The sequence below is a fragment of the Enterococcus montenegrensis genome (genome assembly GCF_029983095.1).
GTDB classification, from domain to species: Bacteria; Bacillota; Bacilli; order Lactobacillales; family Enterococcaceae; genus Enterococcus_C; species Enterococcus_C montenegrensis.
This window is the reverse complement of sequence record NZ_CP120467.1, coordinates 2,099,169-2,113,372: the sequence shown is the minus strand read 5'-3', so window position 1 is coordinate 2,113,372 and position 14,204 is coordinate 2,099,169. Positions and strand designations below refer to the sequence as shown.

Sequence of the window (14,204 nt, the reverse complement as noted above, 5' to 3'; positions counted from 1 at the left end):
AGCTCGTGGTTTTTGATCACTTATGTGTTACACTGGTGCCTTTATTTAATCATTTAGATAAAGAAGATCAGGCTAGAATTAATCAACTCCTGCATCATCAAGTTTTTCAAAAAGGCGAACAAATCACAACGCCGACTGGTGAAGCGCAACTGGTGATTGTTGCCAGTGGTAATTTAAAAGTTTATCAACTATCAGCAGCTGGAAGAGAACAATTATTGCGCGTGGTAGAACCTGGGGGCTATGAAGGTGAGAACTTGCTTTTTGGAGCTAGCAATGACAACTTGTTTAGCGAAGCACTGCAAGAAACAGAAGTTTGCATCTTGAAACAAGCCGATTTTAAACAGTTACTGATAGATTATCCAAAGCTCAGCTTGAAACTTTTAGAAATTAATGCCAAGAAAATGACAAAAGTAGAACAGCAAAGTCAATTTTTAACGATGGAGAAAATTGAAGAACGCTTGGCTGTCTACTTGTTGGATTTGAGCATTGCCGAAAATAGTGATGAGGTTACAATTCCTATGAAAATGAAAGAATTGGCGGCTTTTTTGGGAACTACGCCAGAAACTCTTTCCCGCAAAATGAAGTTGCTTGAAAAAAGACAGCTGATTTTGCGAAAAGGCTATCAGATTAAGCTTTTGAATAAAGACGGATTAGAAGACTTATAAAAAAAGCTAGGTCATCACAGATAACTTTAAATTAAGCAGGCACTTTTACAAAATTACTGCTAAATTTTTACAAGTGAAAACGGCGATTGCCAATTTTAGCACGGGCCAGCTTCAGGGCTGAAGGATTCGTTTCGCCTTTCTTATTTATAAGAAATAAAACACTGATTGAAAAGGGGGATGTCCTCTTTTATTCAGTGTTTTTTTAGTGAAGAAAATACTTTAGAAGGTTATGCTGTTTTTATAAAAACGACAGATCACCAACTAAAAAAATGCAAAAGTCTTCTACTCGATGTGTTTTTGTGCTACCAAACTATCAACAGCCTCTAAGACCGCAGTTTTGCTATCTGCCAGTGGTTGCCAACCTAATTGTTTTTTTGCTTTATCATTTTTTACATTGCGATTCATCTGTAAGAACAAAGCCCCTTCTTGGGCGGTTGTGTTAAAGTGAGACGCTAACTTGATTAAAAAATTTGGAATTTGCTTTTGTGGGACTTTTGCTGCTAATGCAGGCCGTTCCTTTTTTATTAGTGCAGCTATTTCAGCCATAGTGATTATCCCATTTGCAGATGCAATAAAACGTTGTCCGCCAGCTTCTGGTGTTAGCATTGCCAGAATGTGAATTGCTGCAACATCGCGAACATCAACAACATTTAAAGGTAAATTAGGATAGCGTTTTGTAGACCCAGCCAATAACATTTTTAATAAGTCGAAACTACCGGAGACATGGCCGTTTAATGATGGACCAAAAATAGCGACCGGATTAATGACAACTAAATCAAAATTGGGGTTTTCACGTTTCATAAACTGCCAAGCAGCTTTTTCAGCTAATAATTTTGATTTTTCATATAAAGAGAGACCGGCTTGATTTTCGTCAGTCCAATTTTCTTCGGTGCTCCAACTATTTTTATCCAAATTACTAAAACCCACTGCACCAAAATTTGAGGTCATAACAACGCGTTTGACTCCGGTTTTGCTGGCGGCTTTTAAAATCCGCAATATGCCATCACGGGCTGGTTTCATCACTTCTTGTTCGTTGGAAACTTTACCAAAAAAGACAGGTGATGCGACACTAATCACACCATCGCAATCTGCCATAACCTCTTCCCAATGGGCATCTTGATTTAAGTCTGCTACTGCAAAGGACAGTTGTGAGGCATCGTAAATACCGTTTGCTTTTATAGTAGCAAGAATAGCCGCTTGGCTGTTATTTTGACGGATTGTCGTTTTGACGGCAAAACCTTGTTGCAATAGTTGAAAAATAATGTGAGAGGCTAAAAAGCCAGTTCCCCCTGTAACGAGAATCTTTTTTGACATGTGTATTCCTCCTAAGTTGAATGACTTGCATCTGTTTTAACTTGTTACTATAGTGAGTGTAAACCCTAGAGTGCACTCTAGGAAAAGTAAGTTGCACAAAAAAGGAGTAAAAATAATGTATTCCATTAAAGAAGTCGCAGAACTATTTGGTTTATCTGTTTATACCTTGCGTTATTATGACAAAGCAGGCTTGTTACCTTTTGTTTCAAAAAATGAAGCGGGGTACCGTGTGTTTACCGAATCGGATTTAGGTTTTATTCAAACTATTTGTTGTTTAAAAGATACTGGTATGCCAGTTAAAACGATTAAAGTCTATATTGATTATTGTATGGAAGGGACAAAAAGTATTCCCAAACGACGCGCCCTTTTAGCACAACATCGGCAAAATGTTTTAGCTGAAATTGAAAGTTTGCAGCAAAATCTAAAAGAAGTAGATGAAAAATTGGCTACTTACACGAGCCCTGAGGCAGTTAAAGTAGTTGCTGCTATGCGGCAATTTTCCAGTGCTGAAAAAGAACGCTATGGTTTATATAATCCATACCGCTAAAAAGTTTAAAAGTTAAAAATGAAGTGGCCTTCTAAAGTGACATTCTCCAGATGAGATAATTTTCATGAAGTCTTTTCACCACCAGTTTTTTTAGGTAAAATAAAGGCTACGAAAAAATTTTAAAGGAGAAATGAAATGTCACAATTACCGAAATGTCCAGAATGCGGGTCTGAGTATACCTATGAAGATCGCGGCCTATTTGTTTGTCCTGAATGTGGTCATGAATGGAGTGCAGCAAAAGAAACACAGTCACCAGCAGAGGGCGTAGTTGCAAAAGATGCAAACGGCAATTTATTACAAGATGGCGACAGTGTCACTGTTATTAAAGATTTAAAAGTTAAAGGGGCTTCAAATCCCATTAAACAAGGTACAAAAGTAAAAAATATCCGCTTAGTTGAAGGGGATCATAATATTGACTGTAAAGTGGATGGTTTTGGTCCAATGAAATTAAAGTCAGAATTCGTCAAAAAATTATAAAATTCCTTCTGATTCTCTTCACAATATTTTCATGAGTAAAATGGTAAAATAAAGATAGACAAGTCTTATTTGATTCTGTGAGGGAGGAAACGACGATGTATGGAATGGGTTATGGCTTTATGCCGTTTTTTGATCCAACAATGATTTTAGTGATTATCGGGTTGGTGTTATCAGGGATTGCATCAGCTTATGTAAATAGTACCTTTAGAAAGTACGATGAAGTGAAAAGCCGCAATAATGTTACAGGGACACAAGCTGCCCAGTATATTTTGAATGATCAAGACATTAACGACGTCGGGGTGCAAAAAATTGCCGGAAATTTGACCGATAATTATAATTCTCAAACAAAAATGTTAAGTCTATCAGAAGCAACGGCGCAATCTACCTCGGTAGCCGCGATTGCTGTAGCCGCCCATGAATGTGGGCATGCGGTTCAAGATGCAAAAAGTTATGTACCGTTGCGTTTGCGCGCTGCCATTGTACCAGTAGCAAATTTTGGTTCAACTTTGGCATTTCCGATTATTTTAATTGGCTTTTTCTTAAGTGCGCCAAAACTGGTTACGATTGGACTTTGGGCTTTTTCATTGGCACTACTTTTCCAATTGGTAACATTACCAGTAGAATTCAATGCTTCAGCTCGAGCATTGAAGATTTTAAGTAACGGGAATTTGTTAACAGAAGAAGAGCTGCCGATGGCGCGGAAAGTTTTATTTGCCGCTGCTTTAACGTATGTTGCTGCCGCTGTAGCAACGTTCTTGCAACTCTTGCGCTTGATTTTAATTTTTGGTGGTAATCGGCGGGATTAAGATTGCTAAATTTAAATGCGTAACCGACTTTGATTGGTTACGTATTTTTTATGCGCTTTTACCCGATAAGATACTTGATATAAGGCAAATCTTTGCACTTTTGCGATAATTTTGACAAAATAATAACTAAATGAAACGATTGCTATTTTAAAATCAGGCTGGAGGCACGACATGAATAAAAAGGAAATTGGTATCCGCTCTCTTGTAGCGCTAATAGGTGTGGCGATACTAGCATTAGGGGCGACCACTTTACGCATGGGAAAAGTTGGTTTAGATCCTTATACGTCCACAAATATTGCACTTGGGGCAAACTTGGTTTATCACTAGGCGTCTATCAACTGATGGTAAATATTATCATTTTGGTATTGATCTTTATTTTCGGGAAAAAATACATTGGCATCGGTACCGTCATCAATATGGTGCTGGCAGGTTTTTTCATTGATTTTTACACGGAAATTTTTACCAGTCTAAATTTAGTTGCCCACAATATTTTGATGCAATTGCTCTTTTTGGTAATTGGTATTTTGCTTTTTAGTTTTGGTGCATCATTATATATGGGGGCAGAATTAGGCAATGCGCCATACGATGCAATTGCACCAGTAATTGTGGACAAAACAGGAGCCCCTTACCGGGTTATTCGAGTGATCCAAGATGTTACGTTCAGTGTAGTAGCCTTTGTTTTTGGCGGACCAATTGGTATTGGAACATTTATCAGTGCCTTTTTAACAGGTCCGTTTATCAGTTTCTTTGACCAAAAAATCACCCATCCCATCGTCAATTCTTTAACCAAAAAATAAGAAGGTAAAAAAGGAGACTAGCTTTTGCAATCATTTTTCAAAAAAATATTGTTTAAGTCTTTCTCGTTTTTGGCTTTTACGTGTCTAGTCAAAGCACCTAACTTCTACAAGAAATAAACAAGAGACAGAAAAGGTAAAAGAGCTACCTTGTCAGTCTTTGTATTATTTTTGAAAAGTTGCCCGAGGTGTTTTGGCTTTTATGTATCTAGTCAAAGCACCTAACTTTTACAAGGGTGAAAGCCCTTTTGGTTTTGCTATTTTTTTCTCTGTGCTATGATGAAGTAGTAGAAAAAGTTCTTAAAAGAGGGGCTGAAAAAGGATGAAAAATAAGACAAAAGTAACGATTGGACTAAGTATTGCGGCGGTGGCTGGTATTACAACAGCTGTAATTGCTTCGGATGCGGTAATTAATAAAATTCGCCATAAAAAAGATCGCTGCAAGGTAAAACGATTTGTTGATGATAAGTTTGACGGCAACGAAAAGTTAATGTCAGTGGTGAATAATTTGTCAGACGATGAATTGGATTCATTGATGAATGTTATGAAAAAAATCAAATCCGGTCGCAAACAAATTTCTGTCTATGGCGATTCTTTAAAGGAAACAACCGAAAGTTTAAAAGACAAATTAAGTGGTTTGATTGATCAAATTGTCTAAAAAGTAAAAAGAAAGGCACGTCAGAATGACGTGTCTTTCTTTTGGTAAATTTTTGGAATAAAAAACCGAAACCGAAGTCTCGTTTAAGGTCTTTTTAATCAGACACATGGCAGATCCTGCTTAGTGCTGCTTCCTTCCAGATCTGACACAATTCACAAGCCTGCCATTGTCCTAGCCTTGCGGCAAGAACTAGTATAGCGTATTTCGTCAAATTTGGCTAGTCTTTTTCTAAAGTTTTATTCCGTCGGAAGATCTAATGTAAGTTTACGCATTTTTTTCTCGGCTTTGTTTTTTGCCCGCAATGCCCGGAAAAAGTCAGTTAAGATCTGACCACAGTCCGCTTGTAAAATGCCGCCTTCAACATAAGACCAATGGTTAAAGCGTTCATCAGTTAAAATTGTCAATAATGAACCAGCTGCGCCACCTTTTGGATCATAAGCACCAAAATAAACTTCTTCTACGCGGGCTAATTGCATCGCCCCGCTACACATGGGGCAGGGTTCTAATGTGACAAATAGTTGACTGCGTTCTAAACGCCAACTGTCGATATTTTGACACGCCTCGCGAATGGCAAACATTTCTGCATGTGCAGTTGCATCTTGATCTGCCTCGCGGCGGTTGTATCCATAACCGATAACTTTACCGTCTAAAACAACTACGGCACCAATCGGTACTTCTCCGATAGCTTGCGCTTTTTTTGCCTGTTCTAAGGCCAAGAGCATATATTTTTCTTTTGTTAAAGTATCCAAGCTACTGCTTTTTTCCACATTTTTCACCTCGCCAAATTTTAGCATTTTTTGACAAGAGACAAAAGAGGTACCCTAGTAAAATTGGCAGTTTTACTAGGGTATCGAAAAAGAAGAAATGAAAAAAATTATTGGGTATGGCAAAACTATAATTCTGCAAGCTTAATAACAGCTTAAAGTACCGTATTCTTTTACACCGTTTTTGAAGTCAGCTACAATCAAAGTAGGAGGTGGTGACGATGGAGAAAAAAACCAGTCGCTGGATAAAATTTTTAGGTGGTAAAAATTTAATTTTTACTTTAGTAGCGTTACTTTTATTAGGCGCTGTTTTGTGGCTCTTTGCCCAGTTAGATTTCTTATTTGATCCGTTTGTGACAATTTTTAAAGCCATTAGTGGCCCGCTTATTCTAACAATGGTCTTATATTATTTATTTAATCCCATTATTGATTGGCTGGAAGGTAAAGGGGTGAAGCGGGTAATTAGTGTAGCAGCTTTATTTATTGTTTTGATTAGTTTAGTCGTAGTTGCTGTTGTTTTAATTAGTCCGATTATTCAAAAACAAGTTCTCTCTTTAGTCTCTTCTTTTCCAGATTACATGGATAAGACGATAAAAATGATCACGAAGCTTTTTGATAATTCACCATTTGAAGAACCGTTGGATCAAACAATGGAAAAATTGCAGAATTGGTCTGAGGGACTTTCTAGCCAAGTAACCGATTATTTATCAGGGGTTATTAAAGGGGCTTCCAATGTTGTTTCAACTATTACCAGCACAGTATTAATTATTGGGACGGCACCAATCATTACTTTTTTCTTATTAAAAGATGATCGCAAATTTTTTAGTTATGTTACCAAGTTGATTCCACCTCGTTTTCGTAAAGATGCCAAAGCGATTGCAGGGAGCATGAATACGCAAGTAGGAGCATATTTGAAAGGACAAGTTTTAGTTAGTATTGCGATTGGCTTGTTGACCTTTATTGGCTTTTTAATTATTGGTATGCCATTTGCCGGGTCGTTATCCTTACTAACTGGTGTGACGGCTATCATTCCATATATTGGCCCATTTATTGCCTTTATCCCAGCTTTTATTGTCGCATTGATGTCTTCTTTTGGCATGTTAGTAAAAATGTGTCTGGTTTGGGTAATTGTCCAAATGTCCAATGGGCATCTGATTGAACCAGCAGTGATGGGCAAACATCTTTTAGTACATCCAATTACGATTGTTTTAGTCTTATTGGTAATGGGAGATTTAATGGGGATGTTTGGTCTGATTTTTGGGATTCCTATTTACGCTGTGATAAAGGTTTTATGTATTTATTTCTTCCGTAAACTAAAAGGGCGGTATAATCGCTTTTATGGTGAGTATGGGAAATATGAAGAGACTGATTTTGAAGAATAAAAAAGCTATGCTCGTAGATGTTTTGAATCTACAAGCATAGCTTTTTTTACTAGCTAAAGAATTATTCGTGGTAGTCTTCGTAACGAGGGGCGTTAGCTTTTAATTCGTTTTGTTCGGCTAAACTTAGTTCGCTGAAAACGTCATTGCCATCTAAGAATGATTCCCAATCAGAAGTCATTAATTCATTTAGACCGTCTTCATCATGCTTTTCCCAGACTTCGGTTTTGACGCCATCTGGTGTAATAAAGTGTCCTTTTTCATTTTTATTAAGGTTTTTTAATTGGGATAAGTCGTGTTTTTTGTTAAATAATTTTTCCCATTCGGTTTTTAATGCGTGTTTCATCTGCGTTCCTCCTTTTTTACTGCTAGCTTTATTTTAGCAAATGCATGTGATTGGGTAAAAGATTTCAAACCCGGGTATCAAAATAAGACGCTGTGAAAAAAATGTGCTAGTCTAAGTTTAGCTTATTTACCTACCTTTAGAAATGAGGCCTCATTATGGAAAAAATTACCATTATGCATACCAATGATTTACACTCCCATTTAGAAAACTGGCCGAAAATCAGACGCTATTTGGAACAACGCCAGCGAGAATTAGCCCAAAAAGGTCATGGGGCTATTACAGTTGATTTAGGTGATTTCGTCGATCGTTGGCATCCTTTGTCAGAAGCGACAAATGGCAAAGCAAACGTTGCTTTAATGAATGCCGTTCATTATGATGCGGCTACAATCGGAAATAATGAAGGGGTCGGAAATTCCCAATACGATTTAAATCACCTGTATGATGAAGCCAATTTTGATGTTTTGTTAGCCAATTTATTTGATAAAAAAACTTTACAACCACCCAAATGGAGCAAAGAGTATAAAATTATCACCACAAAAGCTGGGAGTAAAGTTGGCCTAATTGCACTGACAGCACCATTTCCTCTTACCTATAGTCCTAATGGTTGGGATATTCGGTACCCATTAGAAATTTTGCCTAATTTAGTTGCCCATTTAAGACCGCAAGTTGATGTTTTGGTATTAATGAGTCATTTGGGAATTGAAGACGATCAGTTAATTGCCAGCGAAATGCCGGAAATCGATGTGATTTTAGGGTCCCATACCCACCATTTATTTCCAGCCGGTAAAGTGGTCAATGGCGTGCAATTAGCTGCCGCTGGAAAGTTTGGCTATTATATTGGAGAGGTTCGGCTGGAATTGGACGAAAATCATAAAATTATTTCCAAAATGGCGCGTACCATTGAAACTGCAACTTTAACGACGTTTCCAGAAGATGAAGAAGAAATTAAGGGCTATTTGCAAAAAGGGCATGACTTACTAAAAGCGCAAAAGGTCGCGAACTTACCTTATGATTTAACGCTGGATTTAAATGGCGAGCACCGCCTGATCGATGCAACATTAAAAGCGGTAGAAAAAAGAGGGCAGACAGATGTGGCTATTTTAAATAGTGGTTTATTTTTGCAAGAATTGCCAAAGGGTGAAGTGAATCAAGATCAACTCCATACGACTTTGCCCCACCCAATGCACCTTTTAAAGGTCACGTTAAAAGGTGCTGACGTCCGCCGTTTAGTTTTAGAGATGGAAAAAAATCGTAACTTTTTACGGAATTTTCCCATGCTGGGGATGGGATTTCGCGGGAAGATCTTTGGTGTAATCACGTATGATGGTATTTTTTATGACAGTGTGAACCATGAAGTTTATTGGTTAAAAGAAAAACTGCAAGATGATAAAGACTACACATTTACGACAGTGGATCATTTTATGTTTGTCCCGTTTTTTCCTACAATTGAGATTGCTGGTAAATACGAATTTTTATTTCCAGAGTTTATCCGTAGCGTGTTAGGGACGTATTTGCAAACTCACTATCCAAGCAAATAAAAACAAGGTATAATGAAAAACAGGTGGTGAAAGAATGACAAAAGAGAACAAAAATCTAACCGAAGAATTAACGACGGTTTTAGAGGAAGTCGCAACCGAAGAAGTGGCAAAACCGCAAAAAGGTGAGCTTGTGACACCGATTAATGAGACTGATTTTATGATCGGACAACGTCAGTATAAGCTTGTTTATGACCACCGGGAAGGCTTTGACGCAGAAAAATTAGGGGAACGTTTCAGCGAGGTTTTGGCTCGTTATGATTATATTGTTGGCGACTGGGGCTATGAGCAGCTACGCTTAAAAGGCTTTTTCAGTGCTGATGATAAAAAAGCACAACCAGAACAACGCATTGATACTTTAGAAGATTATTTATATGAATACTGTAATTTTGGCTGTGCCTATTTTGTGATCCAACGCGTAGGAAATAAGCGGGAGAAAACACAAAATCGTAAACGCCGTAAGAAAAATTACACGAATCAGCCGGCACAAGCACATATTGCCGAAAAGAAAACAGAGGTAAAGAAAAAAACAAAGCCGGTATTAAAGAAAAAAGTTGAAAAACAGCCGACTAAGAAAACAGAAGCTGCTGCAAAACCTGTCAAAAAAGATGGAAGAAAAGGCGGCTTTACCATTAGGAAGCGAGAAGATTAATGTACAAAGGATACTTAATTGATTTAGATGGCACGATTTATCGTGGTCAAGAACCAATTCCAGCAGGAAAACGCTTTGTAGATGAATTAAAACGCCGTAATTTACCGTTTTTATTTGTCACGAATAATACAACCCGTAGCCCTGAGACAGTTTCAGAGCGCTTGGAAAATGAATTTGATATCAAAGTCGCGCCCGCAACAATTTATACAGCAAGTTTGGCTACCATTGATTTTATGAAAGCTGATAATGCCGGTAATAAAGTCTTTGTCATTGGTGAAGCAGGCCTGATTGACTTAATACTAGCGGCCGGTTTTACTTGGGAAGAAGAAAACCCAGATTATGTTGTGGTAGGGTTGGATAATCATGTAACGTATGAAAAATTTGTATTGGCAACTTTAGCCATTCAAAAAGGTGCTACTTTTATTGGGACTAATCCAGATAAAAACATTCCGACTGAACGCGGTTTGTTACCTGGAGCGGGCTCATTGATTTCATTAGTTGAAACAGCCACGCAAACAAAACCAATTTACATTGGAAAACCAGAAGCGATTATTATGGATAAAGCGCTGGAAAAAATTGGCTTAGCTAAAAAAGATGTGATTATGGTTGGCGACAATTACGAAACGGATATTTGCTCTGGGCTAAATAATGGCATCGATACCTTATTGGTGCTGTCAGGTTTTACTCAAAAAGCAGAGGTTGCTACCTTACCTGAGGCACCGACTTTTGTATTGGATTCATTAGATGAGTGGGATTTTGAGGTTCAAAAAAGATGATGAAAGCTTGGCAAAGACGGTTAGGTTTTTTCAGCCTTTTTTTAACGATTATCACGTTGGTTATCACAGTAACGATTAACTTTCGGCCTTTATATGTCTTTGATATTCATTATTTGAATATCCTCGATTATACAGTTGTTGATAAAACGACATTGTTAAAAAATTTTGACAAACTAATGGCTTTTTTAAACAATCCCTTTGCAAGTCAATTGGCTTTGCCGGACTTTCCGATGTCTGAAGCTGGTCGGGGACATTTTATCGATGTTAAAAAGTTATTTATGCTAAATTATGCTGTTTTACTTGTAACCTTCATTCCTTCTTTGATCTTTTTAGTAAAGTTGAAAAGACAACAAAGTTTATGGCGCTTAATCTTGCCCTTTGAACTGGGGATGGTAATTCCAGTGGTTTTTGGCTTTGTGATGGCAACCGGGTTTGATCGTTTTTTTGTGACATTTCACAAATTGTTTTTCCAAAATGATGACTGGTTATTTGACCCCAGAACAGATCCAATCATTAATGTTTTACCGGAAAGTTTTTTTATGCACTGCTTTATTTTAGCGTTTGTTTTATTGGAATTGTGCTTTTTAGCTTTCGTTTTATGGGGACGGACAAGTTTCAAGCAAAAAAAACAACGATCCTAGCTAAGGGTCGTTGTTTTTTTGACTATAAGAAAAGAATAAATTTTTCAGCGAAATAAACGCCTGATAGCAAGAATATCCACGCCTGATTTTCCGAACTAACTTGCCTTATTGCTGGCGAGTTGATCAAGTGCCTTTAGCTTTTCATATTGTCTAGCTTCATGCACTAACTCTCGGTGACAATAAGGCAAAAATCTTAAGAAATTTGAAGCACAATTCATCAAGCTTTTTGCCTTATGTTTTAGAGCTGAAGGATTCTTTTAGTTTTTCTTATTGGGTGATGTAATGGGACTTACCGGGATTTTGGTGAGCTAAACGACTAGCAGCAGAAGCCGCAATAGCTCCGACAATATCATCTAAAAAGGTATGGACATGTTTGCCATCGTGGCTGTTTAATTCTTTTAAAATGCCAGGCTTTACTTTGTCGATATAGCCGTAATTCGTGAAACCGATGGAACCATAGACGTTAACAATCGACAGCGCCAAGATTTCATCAATACCATAAAGACCTTCGTCATCTGCCACAATTTCTTGTAAAGGATCAAGTAATTTTCCTTCTTCAGCTAAAATATCCAATTGAATACCTGTGATAATCGCATTGTGGACTTCTCGTTTGGTTAAGACACTATTGACGCTTTCAACACATTTTTCCAAGGTGATATCTTTGATATAATCTTTTTGTAAAAACATTACCAACTCGCCAATTTCATCTAGGGAAACACCACGACTTGTCAATAATTCACGGGCTTTTTCTTCGAGTGTTTTTGTTTCAATTACCATTCAAATCCCTCCAATTCTTCTTGCTAAGGTTAGCTCATCTTTTATGTTATACTATCTGAAAGCATCAAGCAAAGAAAAGGAAGACCGTCATGAAACCTTTAATCGAATTTTGTGAACAAAACCTAAGCCGGCAGGGCAACCTTTTATTAGAAGATGAAGAACTAAAGGAAAAGGCAGATTTTTTAATTACCAGTTGTTTAAGTATGTGTGAATTATGTGCCGAAAAATTATTTGTTATAGTTGAAGGAGAAGTCATTGTAGCTGATACGATGTCAGAGCTTTTAAGTAAAGTCAAAGGTGCTATTTCGGAGTGGGATGATTTTTAAATAGCTAAATAAAAAAAGCTAAAGGAAACCTTCAGCTCTAAGGCATAAGTCCAAAATTTGTACTTTCTGATATAAATGAGACCTAAAAATTTTTACTGCTTTATACTAGCTTGCAACTAGTATAAGGCAGTAAAATTTTTAGGTCTTTTGATTTTAAAATAAACTTGTACTATGAGCAGGTTGGGTTCGATTTTTAGGGTCGATAAAATGCAAAGCGTTGTTCACAGCAGTTGGGGCTTCGCCAAAACCGGTTGCGATCAGTTTTACTTTGCCTTCATAACCGGCAATATCACCACAGGCGTAAATTCCCGGAATAGAAGTACTCATGTCAGAATTGACTGTGATGGTTTGTCTTGTTCCAGCCAAATTCCAATCTTTCACATTTAGGTTAGAAGTAAAGCCGTAGTTTACCAGAAGGTGATCCACCGCTAACTCAATTTTTTCTTTAGTCTTAACGTGTTGCAGACTTACGCCATCTAAAAAGTCGGCGCCGTGTACGTCGTTAATCACATAAGGCGTCATAATATTAACCGATGATTGGTAAAGATTTTCAACACTGTGTTCTAAAGCACGAAATTTGTCGCGGCGATGAATCAAATGAACTTCAGCGGCAATGGGTTCTAACATTAAGGCCCAGTCAATGGCAGAATCGCCACCGCCGGCTAACGCGACTTTTTTACCAGCATATTTCATTAAATCATTGACATAATAATCCAAACCACGCTTTTCAAAGGTCTTGGCGTTTGGCACGGTTAGTTTACGAGGCTGAAACGAGCCGTTTCCTAATGCTAAAATAGCGGCTTTGGTGTAGTGGGTATCTTTATCTGTTGTAATGACAATGACATCGTCTTGTTTTTCAAGGTGAATCACTTCTTCACCTAAACAATAAGTATGGGGAAATGTTTGTAACTTCTTTTCCAAAACTTGCACCAAGTCATTGGCCTTTATTTGAACGTAACCGGGAATATCGTATATATTTTTTTCAGGATAAAGCGTGGATAACTGGCCGCCTAATTGGGGGAGACTGTCGATAATTTTTGTTTTTGCATTGCGCATCCCTGCATAAAAACCCGCGAACATCCCCGCTGGACCAGCACCGATAATGGTAATATCATAGACTTCCATCTTGTTTCCTCCTTGCATGTTGTCGCAGTAAACCACTGCAATAGCTCCTAGTATAAGGGCAAAGAGTTGTTTTTTCTATTAAAAGGCATTATAGCTTTCACACCTTTAAATCTTTTAAAGTTCTCTTAGTAAAAAGCAATCCATTGCATTGTGAGCAGTGGGAAGTAAGGGTGTTTTAAGCATTTTGAAATCAAATTTTTGATAGAGGCTTAATGCTGCTTGTAAACTGTGGTGGCTCTCTAAATAGATTGCGCGATACCCAGCCTTTGTTGCAAAGGCTAAAGCGGCAACCATTAATTCATTGCTGTAGCCTTTTCCTTGTGCTTTTTTGGTTAAGTATAACTTTTGCAGCTCGCAAATATTTTTTTCAGGATAAAATTCGGCAATTCCGACACCTCCGAGAATTTCATCCTTTTCTGTGATAACAAAATAGTTTCGTTTAGGTGAAGCAGCATAGTAAGTAGACAGTTGGTCTAGTTCGGAATCAAAATAAGCAGTTCCTGGGATTGCTAAGTTGCAGTCTTCAAGACTTGTACGAATAATCTTGGCGATTGTTTTATCATCTGTTTTTTCGATTAGACGAATTTTCATTGGTGCACCTCCTGGTAGAGCGTTTAGTTTC

18 protein-coding genes, 1 other RNA gene and 1 pseudogene are annotated in these 14,204 nt (G+C 37.7%); 12 read left to right on the top strand and 8 right to left on the bottom strand.

Features of this window, described 5'->3' with window-relative positions; all coding sequences use genetic code 11:
* Positions 1-5 precede the first annotated feature (5 nt).
* Positions 6-665: a Crp/Fnr family transcriptional regulator gene (locus P3T75_RS10165; RefSeq protein WP_206905839.1), complete on the top strand. Its 660-nt coding sequence runs from the start codon at positions 6-8 to the stop codon at positions 663-665.
* A 282-nt stretch (positions 666-947) separates the two neighbouring features.
* Here the strand turns inward: P3T75_RS10165 and P3T75_RS10160 are convergent, their stop codons facing one another.
* Positions 948-1,979 (bottom strand): SDR family oxidoreductase, encoded by a 1,032-nt coding sequence (locus P3T75_RS10160; RefSeq protein WP_282461500.1) that lies wholly within the window; start codon positions 1,977-1,979, stop codon positions 948-950.
* Positions 1,980-2,091: 112 nt separating this feature from the next.
* On the opposite strand from P3T75_RS10160, the gene P3T75_RS10155 reads away from it, so the two are divergent.
* The 3 genes from P3T75_RS10155 to P3T75_RS10145 all read left to right on the top strand — a co-directional run bounded on the left by P3T75_RS10155 (position 2,092) and on the right by P3T75_RS10145 (position 3,809).
* A complete protein-coding gene (locus P3T75_RS10155; protein ID WP_282462596.1) occupies positions 2,092-2,526 on the top strand; it encodes a MerR family transcriptional regulator in 435 nt (144 codons plus the stop codon).
* A gap of 135 nt (positions 2,527-2,661) precedes the next feature.
* Entirely contained in the window at positions 2,662-3,003 is a 342-nt protein-coding gene (locus P3T75_RS10150; RefSeq protein WP_230709972.1) for a zinc ribbon domain-containing protein YjdM, read from the top strand.
* A gap of 95 nt (positions 3,004-3,098) precedes the next feature.
* Complete coding sequence (locus P3T75_RS10145; protein WP_282461499.1) at positions 3,099-3,809, top strand: zinc metallopeptidase; 711 nt, start codon at positions 3,099-3,101, stop codon at positions 3,807-3,809.
* An 11-nt stretch (positions 3,810-3,820) separates the two neighbouring features.
* Here P3T75_RS10145 and P3T75_RS10140 read toward each other — a convergent pair whose 3' ends face one another.
* On the bottom strand, positions 3,821-3,982 hold the full coding sequence (locus P3T75_RS10140) for a hypothetical protein (RefSeq protein ID WP_282461498.1): 162 nt from the start codon (positions 3,980-3,982) through the stop codon (positions 3,821-3,823).
* Here P3T75_RS10140 and P3T75_RS10135 point away from each other — a divergent pair.
* Both P3T75_RS10135 and P3T75_RS10130 read left to right on the top strand, forming a co-directional pair.
* Positions 3,981-4,606: pseudogene (locus tag P3T75_RS10135) on the top strand (YczE/YyaS/YitT family protein). The gene P3T75_RS10140 and the pseudogene P3T75_RS10135 overlap by 2 nt on opposite strands.
* A 319-nt stretch (positions 4,607-4,925) precedes the next feature.
* Positions 4,926-5,261, top strand: a complete 336-nt coding sequence (locus P3T75_RS10130) for a hypothetical protein (protein ID WP_282461497.1) — start codon at positions 4,926-4,928, stop codon at positions 5,259-5,261.
* A gap of 91 nt (positions 5,262-5,352) precedes the next feature.
* On the opposite strand, the gene ffs is transcribed toward P3T75_RS10130, so the two are convergent.
* Together ffs and tadA are read right to left on the bottom strand one after the other, a co-directional pair.
* Positions 5,353-5,439: signal recognition particle sRNA small type (gene ffs, locus P3T75_RS10125), an RNA gene on the bottom strand.
* A 58-nt stretch (positions 5,440-5,497) separates the two neighbouring features.
* Entirely contained in the window at positions 5,498-6,055 is a 558-nt protein-coding gene (gene tadA / locus P3T75_RS10120) for a tRNA adenosine(34) deaminase TadA (protein WP_206905851.1), read from the bottom strand.
* A gap of 191 nt (positions 6,056-6,246) precedes the next feature.
* On the opposite strand from tadA, the gene P3T75_RS10115 reads away from it, so the two are divergent.
* The gene (locus P3T75_RS10115; protein ID WP_206905852.1) at positions 6,247-7,407 is read left to right on the top strand and encodes an AI-2E family transporter; all 1,161 of its coding nucleotides are present in this window, start codon (positions 6,247-6,249) and stop codon (positions 7,405-7,407) included.
* Positions 7,408-7,468: 61 nt separating this feature from the next.
* Here the strand turns inward: P3T75_RS10115 and P3T75_RS10110 are convergent, their stop codons facing one another.
* On the bottom strand, positions 7,469-7,750 hold the full coding sequence (locus tag P3T75_RS10110; protein ID WP_206905854.1) for a hypothetical protein: 282 nt from the start codon (positions 7,748-7,750) through the stop codon (positions 7,469-7,471).
* A gap of 155 nt (positions 7,751-7,905) precedes the next feature.
* On the opposite strand from P3T75_RS10110, the gene P3T75_RS10105 reads away from it, so the two are divergent.
* The 4 genes from P3T75_RS10105 to P3T75_RS10090 are packed head-to-tail and all read left to right on the top strand — an operon-like array spanning position 7,906 to position 11,354.
* Positions 7,906-9,288 carry a bifunctional metallophosphatase/5'-nucleotidase gene (locus tag P3T75_RS10105; protein WP_282461496.1) on the top strand — a complete coding sequence of 461 codons (1,383 nt, stop codon included), beginning with the start codon at positions 7,906-7,908 and terminating at the stop codon, positions 9,286-9,288.
* Positions 9,289-9,322: 34 nt separating this feature from the next.
* A complete protein-coding gene (locus tag P3T75_RS10100) occupies positions 9,323-9,937 on the top strand; it encodes a YutD family protein (protein ID WP_206905856.1) in 615 nt (204 codons plus the stop codon).
* Positions 9,937-10,713 carry a TIGR01457 family HAD-type hydrolase gene (locus tag P3T75_RS10095; RefSeq protein WP_206905858.1) on the top strand — a complete coding sequence of 259 codons (777 nt, stop codon included), beginning with the start codon at positions 9,937-9,939 and terminating at the stop codon, positions 10,711-10,713. The genes P3T75_RS10100 and P3T75_RS10095 overlap by 1 nt, the downstream gene beginning before the upstream one ends.
* The gene (locus P3T75_RS10090) at positions 10,710-11,354 is read left to right on the top strand and encodes a TIGR01906 family membrane protein (RefSeq protein ID WP_282461495.1); all 645 of its coding nucleotides are present in this window, start codon (positions 10,710-10,712) and stop codon (positions 11,352-11,354) included. Before P3T75_RS10095 ends, P3T75_RS10090 begins: the two co-directional genes overlap by 4 nt.
* 267 nt (positions 11,355-11,621) lie before the next feature.
* Here the strand turns inward: P3T75_RS10090 and P3T75_RS10085 are convergent, their stop codons facing one another.
* Positions 11,622-12,131 (bottom strand): phosphatidylglycerophosphatase A family protein, encoded by a 510-nt coding sequence (locus tag P3T75_RS10085; protein ID WP_206905862.1) that lies wholly within the window; start codon positions 12,129-12,131, stop codon positions 11,622-11,624.
* A gap of 89 nt (positions 12,132-12,220) precedes the next feature.
* Between P3T75_RS10085 and P3T75_RS10080 the strand changes: the two genes are divergently transcribed.
* Entirely contained in the window at positions 12,221-12,457 is a 237-nt protein-coding gene (locus P3T75_RS10080) for a DUF1450 domain-containing protein (protein ID WP_282461494.1), read from the top strand.
* Positions 12,458-12,610: 153 nt separating this feature from the next.
* Here the strand turns inward: P3T75_RS10080 and P3T75_RS10075 are convergent, their stop codons facing one another.
* The gene (locus P3T75_RS10075) at positions 12,611-13,582 is read right to left on the bottom strand and encodes an NAD(P)/FAD-dependent oxidoreductase (RefSeq protein ID WP_282461493.1); all 972 of its coding nucleotides are present in this window, start codon (positions 13,580-13,582) and stop codon (positions 12,611-12,613) included.
* 114 nt (positions 13,583-13,696) lie between these two features.
* The gene (locus P3T75_RS10070; RefSeq protein ID WP_282461492.1) at positions 13,697-14,173 is read right to left on the bottom strand and encodes a GNAT family N-acetyltransferase; all 477 of its coding nucleotides are present in this window, start codon (positions 14,171-14,173) and stop codon (positions 13,697-13,699) included.
* Positions 14,174-14,204 lie beyond the last annotated feature (31 nt).

Bases quoted from the DNA above. Each gene is read 5' to 3' on its own strand.
- P3T75_RS10085 (WP_206905862.1), bottom strand. From the start codon at position 12,131: ATGGTAATTGAAACAAAAACACTCGAAGAAAAAGCCCGTGAATTATTG.
- P3T75_RS10150 (WP_230709972.1), top strand. From the start codon at position 2,662: ATGTCACAATTACCGAAATGTCCAGAATGCGGGTCTGAGTATACCTAT.
- P3T75_RS10110 (WP_206905854.1), bottom strand. From the start codon at position 7,750: ATGAAACACGCATTAAAAACCGAATGGGAAAAATTATTTAACAAAAAA.
- P3T75_RS10095 (WP_206905858.1), top strand. From the start codon at position 9,937: ATGTACAAAGGATACTTAATTGATTTAGATGGCACGATTTATCGTGGT.
- P3T75_RS10140 (WP_282461498.1), bottom strand. From the start codon at position 3,982: ATGTCGTGCCTCCAGCCTGATTTTAAAATAGCAATCGTTTCATTTAGT.
- P3T75_RS10075 (WP_282461493.1), bottom strand. From the start codon at position 13,582: ATGGAAGTCTATGATATTACCATTATCGGTGCTGGTCCAGCGGGGATG.
- tadA (WP_206905851.1), bottom strand. From the start codon at position 6,055: ATGCTAAAATTTGGCGAGGTGAAAAATGTGGAAAAAAGCAGTAGCTTG.
- P3T75_RS10105 (WP_282461496.1), top strand. From the start codon at position 7,906: ATGGAAAAAATTACCATTATGCATACCAATGATTTACACTCCCATTTA.
- P3T75_RS10070 (WP_282461492.1), bottom strand. From the start codon at position 14,173: ATGAAAATTCGTCTAATCGAAAAAACAGATGATAAAACAATCGCCAAG.
- P3T75_RS10080 (WP_282461494.1), top strand. From the start codon at position 12,221: ATGAAACCTTTAATCGAATTTTGTGAACAAAACCTAAGCCGGCAGGGC.
- P3T75_RS10090 (WP_282461495.1), top strand. From the start codon at position 10,710: ATGATGAAAGCTTGGCAAAGACGGTTAGGTTTTTTCAGCCTTTTTTTA.
- P3T75_RS10160 (WP_282461500.1), bottom strand. From the start codon at position 1,979: ATGTCAAAAAAGATTCTCGTTACAGGGGGAACTGGCTTTTTAGCCTCT.
- P3T75_RS10115 (WP_206905852.1), top strand. From the start codon at position 6,247: ATGGAGAAAAAAACCAGTCGCTGGATAAAATTTTTAGGTGGTAAAAAT.
- P3T75_RS10130 (WP_282461497.1), top strand. From the start codon at position 4,926: ATGAAAAATAAGACAAAAGTAACGATTGGACTAAGTATTGCGGCGGTG.
- P3T75_RS10145 (WP_282461499.1), top strand. From the start codon at position 3,099: ATGTATGGAATGGGTTATGGCTTTATGCCGTTTTTTGATCCAACAATG.
- P3T75_RS10100 (WP_206905856.1), top strand. From the start codon at position 9,323: ATGACAAAAGAGAACAAAAATCTAACCGAAGAATTAACGACGGTTTTA.